Source organism: Serratia sp. PL7 (assembly GCF_945957435.1).
Map to the genome: position 1 here is coordinate 72,364 of NZ_CAMFLB010000027.1, position 18,874 is coordinate 91,237.

At 58.8% G+C, this 18,874-nt stretch carries 22 protein-coding genes; 13 read left to right on the top strand and 9 right to left on the bottom strand.

What is annotated here, in order from left to right; genetic code table 11:
- Position 1: 1 nt before the first annotated feature.
- Positions 2 to 1,102 carry a glycosyltransferase gene (locus N6G83_RS45830; protein ID WP_197771136.1) on the top strand — a complete coding sequence of 367 codons (1,101 nt, stop codon included), beginning with the start codon at positions 2 to 4 and terminating at the stop codon, positions 1,100 to 1,102.
- A 40-nt stretch (positions 1,103 to 1,142) separates the two neighbouring features.
- Here N6G83_RS45830 and N6G83_RS45835 read toward each other — a convergent pair whose 3' ends face one another.
- Entirely contained in the window at positions 1,143 to 2,156 is a 1,014-nt protein-coding gene (locus N6G83_RS45835) for a glycosyltransferase family 9 protein (protein ID WP_043141040.1), read from the bottom strand.
- Between the two features lie 125 nt (positions 2,157 to 2,281).
- Here N6G83_RS45835 and waaA point away from each other — a divergent pair, with 125 nt between their 5' ends.
- From waaA to coaD, 3 genes are read left to right on the top strand one after another with little or no spacing between them, the layout of a single operon-like run.
- A complete protein-coding gene (gene waaA / locus N6G83_RS45840) occupies positions 2,282 to 3,559 on the top strand; it encodes a lipid IV(A) 3-deoxy-D-manno-octulosonic acid transferase (RefSeq protein ID WP_164100107.1) in 1,278 nt (425 codons plus the stop codon).
- Entirely contained in the window at positions 3,560 to 4,333 is a 774-nt protein-coding gene (locus N6G83_RS45845; RefSeq protein ID WP_025304696.1) for a glycosyltransferase family 2 protein, read from the top strand. It abuts the gene before it with no gap.
- Positions 4,334 to 4,336: 3 nt separating this feature from the next.
- Complete coding sequence (gene coaD / locus N6G83_RS45850; RefSeq protein ID WP_033631353.1) at positions 4,337 to 4,822, top strand: pantetheine-phosphate adenylyltransferase; 486 nt, start codon at positions 4,337 to 4,339, stop codon at positions 4,820 to 4,822.
- Positions 4,823 to 4,825: 3 nt separating this feature from the next.
- Here coaD and mutM read toward each other — a convergent pair whose 3' ends face one another.
- The 4 genes from mutM to radC form a co-directional block, all read right to left on the bottom strand.
- Positions 4,826 to 5,641, bottom strand: a complete 816-nt coding sequence (mutM, locus tag N6G83_RS45855) for a bifunctional DNA-formamidopyrimidine glycosylase/DNA-(apurinic or apyrimidinic site) lyase (protein WP_025304697.1) — start codon at positions 5,639 to 5,641, stop codon at positions 4,826 to 4,828.
- 81 nt (positions 5,642 to 5,722) lie between these two features.
- The gene (gene rpmG, locus N6G83_RS45860; RefSeq protein ID WP_002442576.1) at positions 5,723 to 5,890 is read right to left on the bottom strand and encodes a 50S ribosomal protein L33; all 168 of its coding nucleotides are present in this window, start codon (positions 5,888 to 5,890) and stop codon (positions 5,723 to 5,725) included.
- An 11-nt stretch (positions 5,891 to 5,901) separates the two neighbouring features.
- Positions 5,902 to 6,138 (bottom strand): 50S ribosomal protein L28, encoded by a 237-nt coding sequence (rpmB, locus tag N6G83_RS45865; protein WP_004931195.1) that lies wholly within the window; start codon positions 6,136 to 6,138, stop codon positions 5,902 to 5,904.
- A gap of 262 nt (positions 6,139 to 6,400) precedes the next feature.
- Positions 6,401 to 7,084, bottom strand: coding sequence for a RadC family protein (radC, locus tag N6G83_RS45870; RefSeq protein WP_025304698.1), 684 nt, complete (start codon positions 7,082 to 7,084; stop codon positions 6,401 to 6,403).
- A gap of 183 nt (positions 7,085 to 7,267) precedes the next feature.
- Between radC and coaBC the strand changes: the two genes are divergently transcribed.
- The 3 genes from coaBC (at position 7,268) to slmA (ending at position 9,769) form a co-directional block, all read left to right on the top strand.
- Complete coding sequence (gene coaBC, locus N6G83_RS45875; protein WP_038630299.1) at positions 7,268 to 8,485, top strand: bifunctional phosphopantothenoylcysteine decarboxylase/phosphopantothenate--cysteine ligase CoaBC; 1,218 nt, start codon at positions 7,268 to 7,270, stop codon at positions 8,483 to 8,485.
- A complete protein-coding gene (gene dut / locus N6G83_RS45880; RefSeq protein ID WP_016929680.1) occupies positions 8,463 to 8,921 on the top strand; it encodes a dUTP diphosphatase in 459 nt (152 codons plus the stop codon). The genes coaBC and dut overlap by 23 nt, the downstream gene beginning before the upstream one ends.
- A 251-nt stretch (positions 8,922 to 9,172) precedes the next feature.
- A complete protein-coding gene (slmA, locus tag N6G83_RS45885) occupies positions 9,173 to 9,769 on the top strand; it encodes a nucleoid occlusion factor SlmA (RefSeq protein ID WP_025304700.1) in 597 nt (198 codons plus the stop codon).
- Positions 9,770 to 9,800: 31 nt separating this feature from the next.
- Here slmA and pyrE read toward each other — a convergent pair whose 3' ends face one another.
- On the bottom strand, positions 9,801 to 10,442 hold the full coding sequence (gene pyrE / locus N6G83_RS45890) for an orotate phosphoribosyltransferase (RefSeq protein WP_004931204.1): 642 nt from the start codon (positions 10,440 to 10,442) through the stop codon (positions 9,801 to 9,803).
- 96 nt (positions 10,443 to 10,538) lie between these two features.
- Positions 10,539 to 11,255 (bottom strand): ribonuclease PH, encoded by a 717-nt coding sequence (gene rph, locus N6G83_RS45895; RefSeq protein WP_025160305.1) that lies wholly within the window; start codon positions 11,253 to 11,255, stop codon positions 10,539 to 10,541.
- Between the two features lie 126 nt (positions 11,256 to 11,381).
- Between rph and N6G83_RS45900 the strand changes: the two genes are divergently transcribed.
- Positions 11,382 to 12,245, top strand: a complete 864-nt coding sequence (locus N6G83_RS45900; protein WP_015379441.1) for a YicC/YloC family endoribonuclease — start codon at positions 11,382 to 11,384, stop codon at positions 12,243 to 12,245.
- Positions 12,246 to 12,300: 55 nt separating this feature from the next.
- Here N6G83_RS45900 and N6G83_RS45905 read toward each other — a convergent pair whose 3' ends face one another.
- Positions 12,301 to 12,690 carry a hypothetical protein gene (locus tag N6G83_RS45905; protein WP_260516225.1) on the bottom strand — a complete coding sequence of 130 codons (390 nt, stop codon included), beginning with the start codon at positions 12,688 to 12,690 and terminating at the stop codon, positions 12,301 to 12,303.
- Between the two features lie 361 nt (positions 12,691 to 13,051).
- Here N6G83_RS45905 and N6G83_RS45910 point away from each other — a divergent pair, with 361 nt between their 5' ends.
- Positions 13,052 to 14,236 (top strand): NupC/NupG family nucleoside CNT transporter, encoded by a 1,185-nt coding sequence (locus N6G83_RS45910; RefSeq protein ID WP_004931212.1) that lies wholly within the window; start codon positions 13,052 to 13,054, stop codon positions 14,234 to 14,236.
- 34 nt (positions 14,237 to 14,270) lie between these two features.
- Here the strand turns inward: N6G83_RS45910 and N6G83_RS45915 are convergent, their stop codons facing one another.
- Positions 14,271 to 14,705 carry a DUF3574 domain-containing protein gene (locus N6G83_RS45915; protein ID WP_049205349.1) on the bottom strand — a complete coding sequence of 145 codons (435 nt, stop codon included), beginning with the start codon at positions 14,703 to 14,705 and terminating at the stop codon, positions 14,271 to 14,273.
- Positions 14,706 to 14,958: 253 nt separating this feature from the next.
- Between N6G83_RS45915 and N6G83_RS45920 the strand changes: the two genes are divergently transcribed.
- The 4 genes from N6G83_RS45920 to spoT all read left to right on the top strand — a co-directional run bounded on the left by N6G83_RS45920 (position 14,959) and on the right by spoT (position 18,871).
- Positions 14,959 to 15,576 (top strand): trimeric intracellular cation channel family protein, encoded by a 618-nt coding sequence (locus tag N6G83_RS45920; protein ID WP_025304704.1) that lies wholly within the window; start codon positions 14,959 to 14,961, stop codon positions 15,574 to 15,576.
- Positions 15,577 to 15,787: 211 nt separating this feature from the next.
- On the top strand, positions 15,788 to 16,411 hold the full coding sequence (gene gmk, locus N6G83_RS45925; protein ID WP_033636481.1) for a guanylate kinase: 624 nt from the start codon (positions 15,788 to 15,790) through the stop codon (positions 16,409 to 16,411).
- A 54-nt stretch (positions 16,412 to 16,465) separates the two neighbouring features.
- Positions 16,466 to 16,741, top strand: a complete 276-nt coding sequence (rpoZ, locus tag N6G83_RS45930; RefSeq protein WP_004931221.1) for a DNA-directed RNA polymerase subunit omega — start codon at positions 16,466 to 16,468, stop codon at positions 16,739 to 16,741.
- Positions 16,742 to 16,759: 18 nt separating this feature from the next.
- The gene (gene spoT, locus N6G83_RS45935) at positions 16,760 to 18,871 is read left to right on the top strand and encodes a bifunctional GTP diphosphokinase/guanosine-3',5'-bis pyrophosphate 3'-pyrophosphohydrolase (RefSeq protein ID WP_015379445.1); all 2,112 of its coding nucleotides are present in this window, start codon (positions 16,760 to 16,762) and stop codon (positions 18,869 to 18,871) included.
- The last annotated feature ends 3 nt before the right edge of the window (positions 18,872 to 18,874 follow it).

Sequence of the window (18,874 nt, forward strand, 5' to 3'; positions counted from 1 at the left end):
TATGCGTATTCTGATGATCATCGATGGCCTGCCGGGAGGCGGCGCGGAAAAAGTGGTGTTGACCCTGTGCCAGGGCATGCAGCAACAGGGGCATAAAGTTAGTCTGATCTCGCTGCGCGACGTCTGCAATTACCCTATCCCGCCGGGCATTGATTATCAGGTGGTGGCCGATCGCAGCCGGGCCCCCTGGCGCAAGCTGACCGAGCTCTCACGCCGCGCCGCCGCGCTGGATCGAGCAATAGCCGAACACGAGCGCCAACACGGCGCGTTCGATCTGGTGTTCTCGAATCTGCATAAAACCGATCGCATCGTCAGCCGCAGCAAGCGGTTGGCCGCGGATCGCCTGTGGTTCTGCATTCACGGCATTCTCTCCACTTCCTACCTCGGCCACCGCAAAGGCCTGGATCGCTGGCTCAAGCAACGTAAAATCGCCAACGTTTACCAGGGGAGAAATATCGTCGCCGTTTCACAGGCGGTCGGCGACGATCTGCAGCAGAAGTTGCCGATCCGCCCGCGCCGCCTGGCGGTCATCAACAATCCGTTCGATATCGACGCCATTCATCAACAGGCGGCGGCGCCTTGCGAACTGGCCGGTCAGGACTACCTGGTGCACGTCGGCCGCTTTCACGCCACCAAGCGGCATGACCGCCTGCTGAAAGCCTATGCGCTCTCCGGCATTCAGGCGCCGCTGGCTTTGATCGGCACCGGGGATGACGCCCGCGTCGCCGAGGTCAAACGTCTGGCGGCAGACTTGGGCATCGCAGAGCGCGTGCTATTCCTCGGTTTCCAGGCCAATCCCTACCCATTTATTCGCCATGCCTCGCTGCTGGTGCTCAGCTCCGACAGTGAAGGGTTTGGCAATGTGCTGGTAGAATCGCTGTTGTGCGGCACGCCGGTGGTCAGCACCCGCTGTCCGGGCGGCCCTGCGGAAATTCTGGAAAAAGCCGGCATGGCTAACGCGTTGGCGGAATTAAACGAAGCGTCGCTGGCAGAAAAAATGGCGGAAATTTACGCCAATCCGCCACAGATAAATCAACAGCAATTGCTGAGCTATGGGCTGGACCCTATTTGCCGTCAATATATTGAGCTGAAAGAAAAATAATAAAAAAATAAGGCAGGTGATACCTGCCTTATTTTCTTCGTTAGCTGAGTGCCTGCATTTTCTGCCAAACCTCATCGACAGAAACATCTTCACAGTGCCCCGACTCACTCTGCAAAATATGATGGCGGCCAGTCCATGGATGCCAGGACGTTTTATCGGTATCGCCAAAGAACACCACCATGTCCTTATTCAACGCGGCGGCAAGATGCATCTGCCCGCCGTCGCTGCACAGCACCCGGTCGCATAAATCAAACCCGCCCAACAGCTCGCGCACCGACGCCGTCGGATAAAGCGCGACGCGTTCGTTTTGGCACAGCGCCAGCAGCTGTTCGGCGCGCTGCCGATCGCCGATGTCGTCCGGCGCCAGCGTGCCCTGCGGCGACCAGAAGATCAGCACGCCGGTGTGGGGATCGGCGGTCAGACGGTTGATGATTTCGGCATAGCGTTCAACCGGCCAGCGTCTTTTCGGGCTGCGGCTGCTGATATGCACGGCGCATACCCGTTCGACCGACGGCAGACGTTCCTGCAGCCGCTGCACCGCCAATTGCCGCTCTTCCGGCGTCAGGAATACCCGCACCGGCGGGATCGGAATGGCTTGATCGGTGATCGCCGATAAATAGCTGTAGGTGTGTTCAACCTGATGGAGGCCGCGGAAATCGTCCTTGCGGAACGGGCGCTGAATCTCTTTCGTGCCCAGATCGGCACCGATGATATGGGTGGCGCCGGCCATTTTTGCTAAACGCAGGCTGTATTTGCAAGGCACCGGGTTGGCCAGAATGACCGCATCGAACTTTATTTTGCGCAGCTTCAGGAAGATCATCAGACGTTCGAAATAAACGCCCAACGTCGTTTCATTTTTCGCCTTGTGCTTGGCCTTTTTATAGACAAAGACTTTCTCGAGATGAGGGTTGTTTTTAACAACGTCCTGGCTGACTTTATTGATCAGCAGATAAACTTTTGCGTCTGGATAGGCAATTTTCACCCCTTCAATCAAGGGCGTAGTGCAAACAAGATCGCCGATGTTGTCGCGGCGAATAATTAAAATATTCTTCATTCCGAGCCTATCGGCGAAATCGCTCGCCGGTTGTCTGAAACTGACACCCAAGGTTACCAAATTAGCGCCTTTCCCTTCCAGTTATGGTACTATTCCGAATAACCCATATAAATGAAATTGATAGAATGTTGCTGCGTTTATATCAGGTACTACTCTACCTCATCCAACCCCTGATCTGGCTCCGCTTACTGCTGCGCAGCCGCAAAGCTCCAGCCTACCGTAAACGCTGGGCGGAACGCTATGGCTTCTGCGCCGGGAAAGTCGTGCCGGGCGGCATTATGCTGCATTCCGTCTCCGTCGGCGAAACGCTGGCGGCCATCCCGCTGGTGCGGGCGCTGCGCCATCGTTACCCCGCTTTGCCGATAACTGTGACCACAATGACCCCGACAGGTTCAGAACGCGTCCAGTCCGCTTTCGGCAAAGACGTGCATCATGTCTATCTGCCCTACGATCTGCCCGGTTCCATGAACCGCTTCCTCGACCAGGTGAATCCCAAGCTGGTGATCATCATGGAAACCGAGCTATGGCCTAACCTGATCAACGCACTGCATCAGCGGCAAATCCCCCTGGTGATCGCCAATGCGCGCCTGTCGGCTCGTTCCGCCGCCGGCTACAAGAAAATTGCCGGATTCATGCGCGATATGCTGCGCCGCATTACGCTAATCGCCGCACAGAACCAGGAAGACGGCGATCGGTTTATCGAACTGGGCCTGAAACGCTCGCAGCTGGCCGTAACCGGCAGCCTGAAATTCGATATCTCCGTCACCCCGGAGCTGGCCGCCCGCGCCGTTACATTGCGCCGCCAATGGGCGCCGCGCCGCCCGGTGTGGATCGCCACCAGCACCCATGACGGTGAAGAAACCATCCTGCTTGAAGCGCACCGCAAACTGCTGGAAAAACACCCCGACCTGCTGCTGATCCTGGTGCCGCGTCACCCGGAGCGCTTCCCGACCGCCAAAGAGCTGGTGCAGAAGGCCGGCTTCAGCTACACCCTGCGCAGCAGCGGCGAAATCCCGTCCGGCAGCACCCAGGTGGTGATCGGCGATACCATGGGCGAACTGATGCTGCTGTACGGCATCGCCGATCTGGCCTTTGTCGGCGGCAGCCTGGTGGAACGCGGCGGGCACAACCCGCTGGAAGCCGCCGCGCACGCCATCCCGGTGCTGATGGGCCCACATACCTTCAACTTTAAAGACATCTGCGCCAAGCTCTCGCAGGCCGAAGGCCTGATCACCGTGACCGACGTGGATTCGCTGGTGAAGGAAGTGGAAACCCTGTTGACCGACGAAGACTACCGTCGCTACTACGGCCGCCATGCGGTGGAAGTGCTGTATCAGAATCAGGGAGCGTTGCAGCGCCTGCTGCAGCTGCTTGAACCGCATCTGCCGCCCCGGAGCCACTGAATGAGCAGCCGCAAAAGCCTGTCGGTGGTGATGATCGCCAAAAACGAAGCCGGGCTGTTGCCGGACTGCCTGCGCTCTGTCGCCTGGGCCGATGAAATCATCGTGCTGGACTCCGGCAGCGAGGACGACAGCGTCGCCGTCGCCGAAAGTCTGGGCGCCAAAGTCTTCACGCACACCGACTGGCAAGGATTCGGCAAGCAGCGTCAGCTGGCGCAAAGCTACGCCAGTCATGACTACGTTTTGATGATCGACGCCGACGAACGCGTCACCCCCGAGCTGCGGCAATCCATCGAGCGGGTGTTGAACGCACCGGACGACGGCGCCGTCTACAGCTGTGCGCGGCGCAACCTGTTCCTTGGCCGTTTCATGCGCCACAGCGGCTGGTATCCCGACCGCGTCAACCGCCTGTACGCCAACCAACGCTATCGCTATAACGACGATCTGGTGCACGAATCGCTGAACATCGGCGACGCCAAAGTGATCCCCCTCAGCGGCGATATGCTGCACCTGACCTGCCGCGACTTCTTCGCCTTCCAGCGCAAACAGCTGCGCTATGCCGAAGAGTGGGCCACGCAACGCCACCGGGCCGGCAAGCGTTGCGGCTATCTGTCCATCCTGACCCACACGCTCGGTGCCTTCGTCAAAACCTGGCTGCTGCGGGCCGGTTTCCTTGACGGTAAACAGGGGTTGCTGTTAGCGGTGGTCAACGCGCAATATACCTTCAATAAATATGCCGCATTATGGGCATTGGGCCGCAACTACTCAGAGAAGTGAATCATGACCAGCAAAGCCATCTATCCCGGGACCTTCGATCCCATGACCAACGGCCACCTGGATTTAGTGACGCGCGCGTCGCTGATGTTCGATCACGTGATTCTGGCCATCGCCGCCAGCCCGAGCAAAAAGCCGCTGTTCAGCCTGGATGAGCGCGTGGCGCTGGCGACGCAGGTCACCTCGCATCTGGGCAATGTGGAAGTGCTGGGTTTCAGCGAGCTGATGGCGCACTTTGCCGCTCACCAGAATGCCAATATCCTGGTGCGCGGCCTGCGGGCGGTGTCTGACTTTGAGTACGAATTGCAGCTGGCGAACATGAACCGCCATTTGATGCCGACGCTGGAAAGCGTGTTCCTGATGCCTTCCGAAGAGTGGTCGTTCATCTCCTCTTCACTGGTGAAAGAGGTCGCGCGTCACGGCGGCGATATCGCGCCTTTCCTGCCTGACGTGGTTACGCAGGCGCTGATGGCGAAGCTCGCCGCCGAGTGATGCTCAGCGCTGGCAGCGCCGGCAAAAGAAGGTGCTGCGCTGCCCGTGCTTGGCGGATTCGATCGGCGTGCCGCACGCGCGGCAAGGTTCTCCCGCCCGCCCGTAAACCTGCAACTCCTGCGCGAAATACCCCGGTTTGCCGTCCGACTGCAAAAAGTCGCGCAATGTCGTACCGCCCTGCTCGATGGAGCGCTGCAACACCGCCTTGATGGTCTTCACCAGCCGTTCCGCTTCGGCTTTGCTCAACGATCCCGCCGGACGATCGGGCAGGATCCCGGCGCTGAACAGCGATTCACTGGCGTAAATGTTACCGACGCCGACCACCAGCTTGTTATCCATCAGCCACGGTTTGATCAGCGTGCGCTTATTGCGTGATTTTTCATACAGGTAGTCGCCGTTGAACGCTTCACTCAGCGGTTCCGGCCCCAGATGCGCCAACACGCTGCTGGTCGCCAGGTCTTCGCACCACAGCCAGGCGCCGAAACGGCGCGGATCGGTATAGCGCAGGATCATGCCGTTGCTGATCACCAAATCGACGTGGTCGTGTTTGCCCGCTTCATCTTCGTTCTCCTCGCGCAGCATGCGCAGGCTGCCCGACATGCCCAGGTGCACGATAATCCAACCGTTCTCCAGCTCGATCAGCAGGTATTTGGCTCGGCGCTGCACGCTGAGCACCGGCCTATCGCTCAGCGTCAGGATCTGCTCGGAAACCGGCCAGCGCAGGCGCGCGTTGCGCACCACCGCATACTGAATGCTGTGGCCAACAAGATAAGGCTCTATACCGCGTCTGCTCGTCTCAACTTCCGGTAATTCAGGCATCTGGCTTCCCCTCCGACGTTTTCTACCCTTTATAAAACAAAAAACCCGGCCAAGGCCGGGTTTTTCATTAATCCACTAAAATTATTTAATTTTAGCTTCTTTGTATACTACGTGCTGACGGACAACTGGATCGAATTTCTTCAGTTCCAATTTTTCCGGCTTAGTACGCTTGTTCTTCGTGGTGGTATAGAAGTGACCAGTACCAGCAGAAGAAACCAGCTTGATCTTCTCGCGAACACCTTTAGCCATGATGCAGTTCCTTAATACTTCTCACCACGGGCACGCAGATCGGCCAAGACCGTCTCAATACCCTTCTTATCGATAACACGCATACCTTTAGCAGATACACGCAGAGTTACAAAGCGCTTCTCAGCCTCAACCCAAAAACGGTGTGAGTGCAGGTTAGGCAGAAAACGGCGTTTGGTCGCGTTCATTGCGTGGGAACGGTTGTTACCGCTCACCGGGCGCTTGCCAGTAACTTGGCAGACTCGGGACATGTCTATTCTCCAAAAATCAAATCAGCTCGAGCTTCGTATAGGGTATGGCCGCCTCGTCAGGCTTTTAGAGCCCATCTCAGCAAACTTCATACTGAGGAGACTCTCGTCATCAGGTAGAAACCACACATCAGGTCAGAAACCTGCTGAGATAGGCTCTTGCGCCAAACCCAAGATTCTCAAAGGTGGCGTAGTATACGCTCTGAAGCGTAAGTGCTCAAGTCCCGAACAGCTAAAGATCCCACAAGGATCGCGAAAAAATCGCTTAAAGCCATCCGCGCTCGGCAAAAGAGACGCATTCACCCCGACCGATCACCAAATGATCGAGCACTCGGATCTCCAATAACTGACAGGCTTTCACCACCTGTTCCGTTATCAAACGGTCGGCATGACTGGGTTCAGCCTTACCCGAGGGGTGATTATGCGCGAGAATCAGCGCGGCGGCATTAGCCTTCAACGCTTCACGCACAATTTCTCTCGGGTAGACGACGACGCTGCTGATGGTACCAGCAAACATCTCCTGATGGCGAATAACCCGGTGCTGATTGTCTAAAAACAATACCAAAAAGACCTCTCGCTCGCGATGGGCCAGCAGGCTTTGCAGATAATGCTGGGTGACGCGCGGATTGAGCATGGCGTTTTCCTGCGACAAATGGCTGGAAAAGAAGCGCAGCGCCAGCTCGGCAATCGCCTGCAGCTGCGTATAGCTGGCATCCCCCAGGCCTTTTTGGCTACAAAAAGCCTGATGATCGGCCGACATCAGGTGATAAAGCGAGCCGAACCGGCGCAGCAGCTGCTCCGCCAGCTGCATCACGTGCACGCCGGGCAATCCGGTGCGCAAGAAAATGGCCAACAGCTCTGCGTCGGACAGCGCCGCCGCCCCCTGCATCAACAGCTTTTCACGCGGCGCCAGCGCGCCCGGCCAGCACGCCACAATCGGGTTGCTCATCGTGTTCCTCCCTGAAAGGGCTACAGCATGCCATGTGCTGCCCGGCGCGTTCGACAGGTGTTTGATAACATTGCGAAGTGTTTCGCAAAGCACAATGTAACGCCCTGCAGCCATTGCGGAATCACTCACCTGAACGGCGGATATGCTAAAATGGCGCATCTTTCGGCTTTCAATCGGACAATGATGATGACGGGACTTTCCGGCAAACATATTGTGCTTGGCATCAGCGGCGGCATCGCCGCCTACAAATGCCCAGAGCTGGTGCGCCGCCTGCGCGACAGGGGTGCAGAAGTGCGCGTGGTGATGACCCACGCCGCCAAGGCGTTCATTACGCCACTGACGCTGCAGGCCGTTTCCGGCTACCCGGTGTCCGACGATCTGTTGGATCCCGCCGCCGAAGCCGCCATGGGCCACATCGAACTGGGCAAGTGGGCGGATCTGGTGATTCTGGCGCCGGCGACCGCCGATCTGCTGGCGCGCGTCGCCGCCGGCATGGCCAACGATCTGCTGACTACCGTCTGCCTGGCGACCGACGCCCCTATCGCCGCCGCCCCCGCCATGAACCAGCAGATGTATCGCGCCGCCGCCACGCAGGCCAACCTGCAAACGCTGCAGACGCGCGGCATGCTGCTCTGGGGGCCGGACAGCGGCAGCCAGGCCTGCGGCGACGTCGGCCCGGGCCGCATGCTGGATCCGCTGGACATCGTCGACCTGGCGAACGCGCATTTCTCCGCCCCGCAGGATCTGCAACATTTGCAGGTTATGATCACCGCCGGCCCAACGCGTGAAGCGCTGGATCCGGTACGTTTCATCAGCAATCACAGCTCCGGCAAAATGGGCTTCGCCATCGCCCGCGCCGCCGCCGCCCGCGGCGCGCAGGTGACGCTGATCGCCGGGCCGGTCAGCCTGCCGACGCCGCCATCGGTCACCCGAGTGGACGTCACCAGCGCGCTGGAGATGGAGCAGGCGGTGCAACAGCGCGCGGCGCAGCAGCAGATTTTCATCTCCTGCGCCGCCGTGGCCGACTACCGCCCCGAGCAGATCGCCGATGAAAAAATAAAAAAACAGGGTGATGAAATCGTCCTCAAGATGGTAAAAAACCCCGATATCGTCGCCGGCGTGGCCGCGATGACCAAAAATCGACCGTTTGTCGTGGGGTTTGCCGCCGAAACCCAGAATGTGGAAGAATACGCGCGGCAAAAACTGGCGCGTAAGAAGCTGGATTTGATTTGCGCTAACGATGTATCGCTTGCAGAGCACGGGTTCAACAGCGACACCAATGCCCTGCACCTTTTTTGGCAGGATGGAGAAAAGCGCCTGGCGCTGAGCGACAAGGCACTCCTTGGCCAACGTTTAATAGACGAGATAGTCAGCCGTTATGATGAAAAAAATCGACGTTAAGATCCTCGACCCGCGTATCGGTCAGGATTTCCCGCTACCGACCTACGCCACGCCGGGCTCCGCCGGTCTCGACCTGCGCGCCTGCCTGGACAGCGCGGTAGAGCTGGCGCCGGGTGAAACCACGCTGCTGCCCACCGGCCTCGCGATCCACATCGCCGACGCCGGCCTGGCGGCAGTGATCCTGCCGCGCTCCGGCCTGGGCCATAAGCACGGCGTCGTGCTGGGCAACCTGGTCGGCCTGATCGACTCCGATTACCAGGGCCAGCTGATGGTGTCCGTTTGGAACCGCGGCCAGAAGCACTTCACCATCGAGCCGGGCGAACGCATCGCGCAGATGGTCTTCGTGCCGGTGGTGCAGGCCGAATTCAACCTGGTGGAAGAGTTCGACAGTAGCGAGCGCGGCGAAGGCGGCTTCGGCCACTCGGGGCGCCACTAAGCGCCACCCAATGCACGATGGCCGGCAGGGAAACGTCGCCTGAACCTTGCCTTTCCGGGGAGAAGGATGTCTCTGCGGCAAGGTTTTACCGCGACAATTGCAGCGCACACCAGGCAGCGCGGAAAAAGGCCGTTAAGGCCGCTGACCCCAGCATCGTAAAAAAGCTATCACATAAGCCGCACAGAGCCTGCTCTGCAGCGGCCGGTGCCCGGGTTTCCGTCAGTTAAGTTTTAGCAAGGGTCTAATCAGACATGGCAGAAAAAGAAAATACGAAAAGGAATCGGCGCGAGGAAATATTGCAGGCGTTAGCCCAGATGCTGGAATCCAGCGACGGCAGCCAGCGCATTACCACCGCCAAGCTCGCCGCGAACGTGGGTGTTTCTGAAGCTGCGCTGTACCGGCATTTCCCCAGCAAGACACGGATGTTCGACAGTCTGATCGAGTTTATCGAAGACAGCCTAATCACCCGCATCAACCTGATCTTGCAGGACGAGAAAGAGACGTTTAATCGTCTGCGCCTGATTTTACTGCTGATTCTGGGCTTTGCGGAACGCAACCCGGGGCTGACGCGCATCATGACCGGCCACGCGCTGATGTTTGAACAGGATCGCCTGCAGGGCCGCATCAACCAGCTGTTCGAACGCATCGAGGCGCAGCTGCGTCAGGTGCTGAAAGAGCGCAAATTGCGCGAAGGCAAAGGCTTCATCGTCGATGAAACGCTGTTGGCCAGCCAGCTGCTGGCCTTCTGCGAAGGCATGTTGTCGCGCTATGTGCGTTCGGAATTCCGCTATCGTCCAACGCAGGAATTCGACGCCCGCTGGCCGCTATTGGCGGCACAGCTGCAATAACGAAAACGCCGGGCATGCCCGGCGTTTTTATTTATACCCCGTACTGCTCGCGGTAAGCGCGCACCGCCGCCAGGTGGTCCGCCATTTCCGGTTTCTCTTCCAGATAAGCGATCAGGTCCTTCAGCGTCACGATCGAAATCACCTTGCAGTGATAGTCGCGTTCCACTTCCTGAATGGCGGAGATATCCGCGCGGCCGCGTTCCTGACGGTCGAGGGAGATCAGCACCCCCGCCAGCGAAGCGCCGCTGGCGCCGATGATTTCCATCGATTCGCGGATCGCGGTGCCGGCGGTGATCACATCATCCACCAGCATCACACGCCCCTGCAGCGGGCTGCCGACCAGCGAACCACCCTCGCCGTGGGTCTTGGCTTCCTTGCGGTTAAAGCAGTAAGGCACGTCGCGCTCATGGTGTTCCGCCAGCGCAACCGCCGTGGTGGTGGCGATAGGAATGCCTTTATAGGCCGGGCCAAACAGCAGATCGAAATCGATGCCGGAGTCCATCAGGGCTTCGGCGTAGAAGCGCCCCAACAGCGCAAGATCGCGCCCGGTATTAAACAGGCCGGCGTTGAAGAAATACGGGCTGGTGCGGCCGGATTTCAGGGTGAACTCGCCGAATTTCAATACCTGCTTGTTAAGCGCGAACTCGATAAACTGGCGCTGATAGGCTTTCATTACTGCTTCTCCTCGTCTGAATCTGCTTGGGTCTTGTCATTACTGCCGCCCGATCGTCGGGCATAAAAAAGGCGACTTCTCAGTCGCCTTAAAAAATCAGTCCGCCAGCGCCGCTTTCTGCGCCTGGAAGATGGTTTCGATGCCCCCTCGGGCCAGCGCCAATAGCGCCAACAGCTCATCGTGGCTGAACGGCTCGCCTTCGGCGGTGCCCTGCACTTCAATCATGCGGCCGTCTTCCATCATCACCACGTTCATGTCGGTTTCCGCCGCGGAATCTTCCACATACTCCAGATCGCACAGCGCTTCGCCGTTGACGATGCCGACGGAAACCGCCGCTACCATGCCCTTCATCGGGTTGGCTTTCAGCTTGCCGTTGGCCACCAGGGTGTTCAGCGCATCGGCCAGCGCCACGCAGGCGCCGGAGATGGAGGCGGTGCGGGTACCGCCGTCGGCCTGCAGTACGTCGCAGTCGAGGGTGATGGTGAATTCACCGAGCTTTTTCAGATCCACCGCGGCGCGCAGCGAGCGCGCGATCAGGCGCTGGATCTCCAGCGTGCGGCCACCTTGTTTGCCTTTGGCGGCTTCACGTGCGTTGCGGCTGTGGGTGGAGCGCGGCAGCATGCCGTACTCGGCGGTGATCCAACCTTGCCCCTGGCCTTTCAGGAAGCGCGGAACGCCCTCTTCTACCGTGGCGGTGCACAAGACTTTGGTATCGCCAAACTCAACCAGCACTGAGCCTTCAGCGTGTTTGGTATAGTGACGGGTCAGTGTCAGGGGGCGAACTTGCTGTGGTGCTCTGCCTGCAGGACGCATGGGCTCTCTCCGGCTTCAAATCAACTATTGGCTGCGCATTATACGGGCTTCGTGACGTAATGCCTATCCTGCCCGCAGTCGCGACGCTATAATCGCCCCATCTTTTCCTATTACGGGTACGCATCAATGATCCGCAGCATGACCGCCTACGCCCGGCGTGAAATCAAGGGTGAATGGGGCAGCGCAGCCTGGGAGCTGCGTTCCGTTAACCAGCGCTACTTAGAAACCTACATCCGTCTGCCGGAGCAATTCCGCAGCCTGGAGCCGGTGATCCGTGAACGTATCCGTGGCCGCCTGACCCGCGGCAAAGTCGAATGCAACCTGCGTTTCGAACTGGATCCAAGCGCGCAAAGCTCGCTGATCCTGAACGAAAAACTGGCCAAACAGCTGGTCGAAGCCGCCAACTGGGTGAAAATGCAGAGCGACGAAGGAGAAATCAACCCGATCGACGTGCTGCGCTGGCCGGGCGTGATGTCCGCGCAGGAGCAGGATCTGGACGCCATCAGCGCCGAGCTGATGCAAGCGCTGGACGGCGCGCTGGATGACTTTATCGTCGCACGCGAGAGCGAAGGCGCCGCGCTGAAGACGCTGATCGAACAACGCCTCGACGGCGTCAGCGCCGAAGTGGTCAAAGTGCGCGCCCAGATGCCGAACATCCTGCAATGGCAGCGCGAGCGCCTGGTCAGCAAGCTGGAAGAGGCGCAGGTACAGCTGGAAAACACCCGCCTGGAGCAAGAGCTGGTGCTGATGGCGCAGCGTATCGACGTCGCCGAAGAGCTGGACCGTCTGGAAGCGCACGTGAAAGAGACGCACAACATCCTGAAAAAGAAAGAAGCCGTCGGCCGCCGCCTCGACTTTATGATGCAGGAGTTCAACCGCGAATCGAACACCCTGGCCTCCAAGTCGATCAATGCCGACGTCACTGCTTCCGCCATCGAGCTGAAAGTGCTGATCGAGCAAATGCGCGAGCAGATCCAGAATATCGAGTGATCCTGCCCCTTATGTCATCAAGCCCGCGCCACGCGGGCTTTTTTATGGCTGCAAATCAGCGATAGGCGGCCACCAGCTCCTCACCGATCAACCCCATTTTCTGCAGCTGCACCGCAATGCTCCAGGTTGAGCGCTCGAACTCATCGCTCAGCGCTTCCAGCGTCGCCCCGGCCGCATGGCTCTCGCGCAGCCGCAGTTTTTCCTCTTCCGGCCAGGGGAAGTAGGCATTGGCAGGTCGGCCCTCGACCAGATTCTTCTGCCGTTTCTCCTCCGGCGTCAACCGGGCTTTTTTCTGCAGTTCGGCTTCACCGTCGAACTCGTTGGCCAACGCGAACAGCAGGCGGATAGCCTCCGGTGTGCAGGCCGCTGAAGCCGGTTTCAACAGCTCGCCGGTGTCGGGATTAACGCCGTTGGCCAGCGCCCTGAGTAACGTGCCGGTATTCATCGTTCGCCTCCTTGCCCGAGAAAATGCGCGCCGGTCACGGCGCCTTGTTCAGGCATTTTTCTCTGCCTCCCTCGAGAAAACCATGCTTTAGGCCATGAAAAAGCGCCAGTTGCGAGCCAGATTCCAGGCGTTTGCACATAAGTGACGGTGATTGCATCAAGTTGCGAGCCGGCAGACCCCTGGGGAACCGGCTCACCGGGGGCTTATGAAAAACTGCCGAGCAGCGCGTGCGGATGACAATCGGCAAGATATCCCGCATGCCATAAGTATTTTGTTCTAATTATCACGCAAGGTAATGAAAGGATGGCGATGCTGTGGCTAAATGTGTTTTTTTCCTGCCCGTGAACCGTACGGACCGTTTATGCCACAAATTCTGCAATTTATTATGGCCCTGGTGGTGATCATCGCCCTGGCGCTGCTGGTCAGCAATAATCGCAAGAAAATCCGCCTGCGCTATATCATCCAGCTGTTGGTGATCGAAGGCGCGCTGGCCTATTTCTTCCTGCACTCCGCCAGCGGGCTCAGCGTGATCAAACACGTCGCCGGCTTCTTCGACACCCTGCTCGCCTACGCAGCCCAAGGATCGGAGTTCGTGTTCGGCGGCATGAGCAAGGATGGTCTGGCGTTCATCTTCCTCGGCGTTTTGTGCCCTATCATCTTTATTTCCGCCCTGATCGGCATTTTGCAGCATTTCCGCATCCTGCCGCTGATCATCCGCCTGGTCGGCACCCTGCTGTCCAAGGTCAACGGCATGGGCAAGCTGGAATCGTTCAACGCCGTCAGCACGCTGGTGCTGGGGCAGTCGGAGAACTTTATCGCCTATAAAGGCATCATCGGCGATATCTCGCCGCGCCGCATGTACACCATGGCCGCGACCGCCATGTCGACGGTTTCGCTCTCCATCGTCGGCGCCTACATGTCGATGATCGACGCGCAGTACGTGGTGGCGGCGTTGATCCTTAATATGTTCAGCACCTTCATCATCCTGTCGATCATCAACCCATATCAGGTTGAAGACGAGCCGGAGCTGAAGCTGAACAAACTGCATGAAGATCAGAGCTTCTTCGAAATGTTGGGCGAGTACATTCTGGCCGGCTTCAAGATTGCGATGATCATCGCGGCGATGCTGATCGGCTTTATCGCGCTGATCTCCGCCGTCAATGCGCTGTTCTCTGCGGTGCTCGGCATCAGCTTCCAGCAGATCCTCGGCTACGTGTTCTATCCGCTGGCCTGGCTGATCGGCATCCCGGCGGAAGAGGCCCTGAAGGCGGGCAGCATCATGGCGACCAAACTGGTAGCCAACGAATTCGTGGCGATGATTGAACTGAAGAAGATCGCGGCGGAGCTGTCGCCGCGCGGGCTGGGCATTCTGTCGGTGTTCCTGGTGTCGTTCGCCAACTTCGCCTCCATCGGCATCGTCGCCGGCGCCATCAAAGGGCTGAACGAGCAGCAAGGCAACGTGGTTTCCCGTTTTGGCCTGAAGCTGGTTTACGGCTCGACGCTGGTGAGCCTGTTGTCGGCGGCCATCGCCGGCCTGGTGCTGTAATCCCCACTCCCGGCCGCAGGGCCGGGAGTTCGTTTTAAAACGCCACGCACACCGGCGCATCCACCCGCATTACCGAATCCTGCGCGAACTGCTGCTTATAGCCGCTGCGCAGCGCCTCGATATTCGCCTCGCTCTCTTTGTCCGGCGCATGAATCAGCAGCAGCGCCTTGCTGTTCTCGCGCGCCAGCTTGCCGTCGTGACCCAGCCACTGTCCTTTGGCATCAAAGACCGTCAGCCCGTCTTTAAAACGCGGCGTCACCTGGCTATCAACGAAGGTTTGCCACTCGGCGGCAGTGATCGCCGGCCCCGCAGGGCGGTTCAGGCCGAAGTAGAGCGTTGTTTGCATCATCGGATCGCCGGTACGGCAAGCCGGGATGGGTGACACAGCCTGGTGGCCTGGCGCCACGCAGCCGCTCAGCAACAGGGCGGCCACCACGGCGCCGGCGGCCAGTTTCGGGGGGTTTTTCATCTGCAGTCTCGGTTTCTCGGTTGAAGGATTAGCTGCAAAAAGCATAGTCAGCGATGGAAACCAGCGCGAAATTTCTAATGCTTTTATTAACAGCAAGATGTTAAAAAAGGCTGGTTATCGGCAATAAAAACGGAGTTTGGATTAGCTAAATTAATCCGAAACGCCATCAGTGAAAAAAACTCAGTGGCGCGCGTCCTCGGCGGCGATTACCCTGCCGGCCATCATTCTGAGGCAAGTACGCTGTGAACCCCTTATGTTACTGAGCATCCTTTATATCATCGGCATCACCGCCGAAGCCATGACCGGCGCGCTGGCCGCCGGCCGCCGTCAAATGGACATGTTCGGCGTGATCATCATCGCCTCTGTCACCGCAATCGGCGGCGGGTCGGTGCGCGATATGTTGCTCGGGCATTTTCCGTTGGGCTGGGTCAAACACCCGGAATACATCGTCATCGTCGCGATAGCGGCGATCGTCACCACCTGGGTGGCTCCTCTGATGCGCCATCTGCGCCGCCTGTTCCTGGTGCTCGACGCCGTCGGCCTGATCGTCTTCTCCATCATCGGCGCGCAGGTGGCCCTGGATATGGGGCACAGCGCCATTATCGCCGCCATCGCCGCGGTGATCACCGGCGTCTTCGGCGGGGTGCTGCGCGATATGTTCTGCAACCGCATCCCGCTGGTTTTCCAGAAGGAGATCTACGCCGGCATCTCCTTCAGCGCCGCCTGGCTGTATATCGGCCTGCAGCACCTCAGCCTGCCGCACAATCTGGTGGTGATCCTCACCTTGGTCGCCGGCCTGAGCGCGCGTCTTATCGCCCTGCGCTTCCGCCTCGGCCTGCCGGTGTTCAACTACCAGCATCCGGATCACTGATCTCGGGGCGGCAACGCGCCGCCGCCGAGGCCAAAACTGCAAAAATGTCGCCCTTCGACGCGCAAATTCACCCTTTCGACGCTTTTTCCACGCAAAGCCGCGGGCAAAATGCGAGCTAACGCTGCACCCGGCGCGTTAGCCGTGTATACTGTGCGGAGAAAATACACATCCGCTGTTTTTGGCATATCAACCGTTATCAACGAACATCATCATGGCTCAAGGCACGCTTTATATTGTCTCTGCTCCCAGTGGCGCAGGTAAATCAAGTCTGATTCAGGCTTTGTTAAAGACGCAACCGCTGTACGACACGCAGGTTTCGGTTTCGCACACCACGCGCGACAGTCGCCCGGGTGAAAATCACGGCGAGCATTATTTCTTCGTCTCGAAAGACGAATTCCGCCGGATGATCGAGCAGGACGCGTTTCTTGAGCACGCCGAAGTGTTCGGCAACTATTACGGCACTTCGCGCGCCGCCATCGAACAAGTCTTGTCGACCGGCGTGGATGTGTTTCTGGATATCGACTGGCAGGGCGCGCAGCAAATCCGCGCCAAAATGCCGCAGGCGCGCAGCATCTTCATTCTGCCGCCGTCGAAGGAAGAACTGGGCCGCCGCCTGCGCGGGCGCGGGCAGGATTCCGAAGAGGTGATCGCCAAACGCATGGCTCAGGCCGTGGCGGAAATGACGCATTACGCGGAGTACGATTACCTGATCGTGAACGATGATTTCGATCTGGCGCTGTCCGATCTGAAGACCATCATTCGCGCCGAACGCCTGCGTTTGGGCCGCCAGTTGCTGCGGCATGACGCTTTAATCAGCAAACTATTGGCAGACTGAAGGCAGTTTCAGTATCATGCCCAGTCTTTTCGTCACCTGTGGAGTAGCACAAATATGGCACGCGTAACTGTTCAAGACGCTGTAGAGAAAATTGGTAACCGTTTTGACCTGGTGTTGGTCGCTGCTCGTCGGGCGCGTCAGATCCAGACCGGCGGCAAAGATGCACTGGTTCCGGAAGAGAACGACAAGTACACCGTTATCGCCCTGCGCGAAATCGAAGAAGGCCTGATCACCAGCCAGATCCTCGACGTGCGTGAGCGCCAGGAACAGCAAGAGCAGGAAGCCGCAGAGATTCAAGCGGTTACCGCGATTGCTGAAGGTCGTCGTTAATTAGACTGCGAGTCCGCCTTGTACCTGTTTGAAAGCCTGAATCTGCTGATTCAACGTTACCTGCCCGAGGAGCAGATTAAGCGCCTCAAACAGGCATACCTCGTCGCGCGCGACGCGCACGAGGGCCAGACACGCTCCAGCGGTGAGCCCTACATTACTCACCCGGTCGCCGTGGCCTGCATCCTGGCGGAAATGCGTCTCGATCACGAGACGCTGATGGCGGCGTTGCTGCACGACGTCATCGAAGATACCCCAGCCACCTATCAAGATATGGAACAGCTGTTCGGCAAGAGCGTCGCCGAACTGGTTGAGGGCGTCTCCAAGCTCGACAAGCTGAAGTTCCAGGACAAGAAAGAAGCGCAGGCGGAAAACTTCCGCAAGATGATCATGGCGATGGTGCAAGATATCCGCGTCGTGCTGATCAAGCTGGCCGACCGTACGCACAACATGCGCACCCTCGGTTCGCTGCGCCCCGACAAACGCCGGCGCATCGCGCGTGAAACCCTGGAAATCTACAGCCCTCTCGCCCACCGTCTGGGTATTCATCACCTGAAAACCGAGCTGGAAGAGCTGGGCTTCGAGGCGCTGTACCCAAACCGTTATCGCGTGATCAAGGAAGTGGTGAAAGCCGCGCGCGGCAACCGCAAAGAGATGATTCAAAAAATCCTCTCCGAGATCGAAGGGCGGCTGACCGAGGCCGGCATCGCCTGCCGCGTCAGCGGAAGGGAAAAACACCTCTACTCCATCTACCTCAAGATGCACCTGAAAGAACAGCGTTTCCATTCCATCATGGATATCTACGCGTTCCGGGTGATCGTGAAAGAGGTCGATACCTGCTACCGCGTACTCGGCCAGGTGCACAGCCTGTATAAACCGCGCCCAGGGCGGGTGAAAGATTACATCGCCATTCCCAAGGCCAACGGCTATCAATCGCTGCATACCTCGCTGATCGGCCCGCACGGCGTACCGGTCGAAGTGCAGATCCGCACCGAAGACATGGACCAGATGGCTGAGATGGGGGTGGCCGCGCACTGGGCTTACAAGGAAAGAGAACAGGGCGAAACCGGCACCACGGCGCAGATCCGCGCCCAACGCTGGATGCAAAGCCTGCTGGAGCTGCAGCAAAGCGCTGGCAGTTCGTTTGAATTTATCGAGAGCGTCAAATCCGATCTGTTCCCGGATGAGATTTACGTTTTCACCCCGGAAGGCCGCATCGTCGAGCTGCCCGCCGGCGCCACGCCGGTCGACTTCGCCTATGCGGTGCATACCGATATCGGCCATGCCTGCGTCGGCGCGCGCGTCGATCGTCAGCCGTACCCGCTGTCACAGTCGCTGACCAGCGGCCAGACCGTCGAGATCATCACCGCACCGGGCGCGCGGCCCAACGCCGCCTGGCTGAACTTCGTGGTCAGCTCGAAAGCGCGCGCCAAAATTCGCCAGATGTTGAAGAACCTCAAGCGCGACGACTCCGTCGGCCTCGGCCGCCGACTGCTCAACCATGCGTTGGGCGGCAGCCGCAAGCTGGCCGAAATCCCGCAGGAAAACATTCAGCACGAGCTGGACCGCATGAAGCTGGCGACGCTGGACGATCTGCTGGCGGAAATCGGCCTCGGCAACGCCATGAGCGTGGTGGTGGCGAAGAATCTGCAGGGCGATCAGTCCAGCCTGGGCACCACCTCCGGCGTGCGTAACCTGGCCATCAAGGGCGCCGACGGCGTGTTGATCACCTTCGCCAAGTGCTGCCGTCCGATTCCGGGCGACCCGATTATCGCTCACGTCAGCCCGGGCAAAGGGCTGGTGATCCACCATGAATCCTGCCGCAATATTCGCGGCTATCAGAAAGAGCCTGAGAAGTTCATGGCGGTCGAGTGGGATAAAGAGACCGAGCAGGAGTTCATCGCCGAGATCAAGGTGGATATGTTTAACCACCAGGGCGCGCTGGCCAACCTGACGGCAGCGATCAACGCGGCCGAGTCCAATATTCAGAGCCTGAACACCGAAGAGAAAGACGGTCGGGTTTATAGCGCCTTTATCCGCTTGACCACCCGCGATCGCATCCATTTGGCAAACATTATGCGTAAAATCCGTATCATGCCGGATGTGATCAAAGTTAACCGCAACCGAAACTAGCGC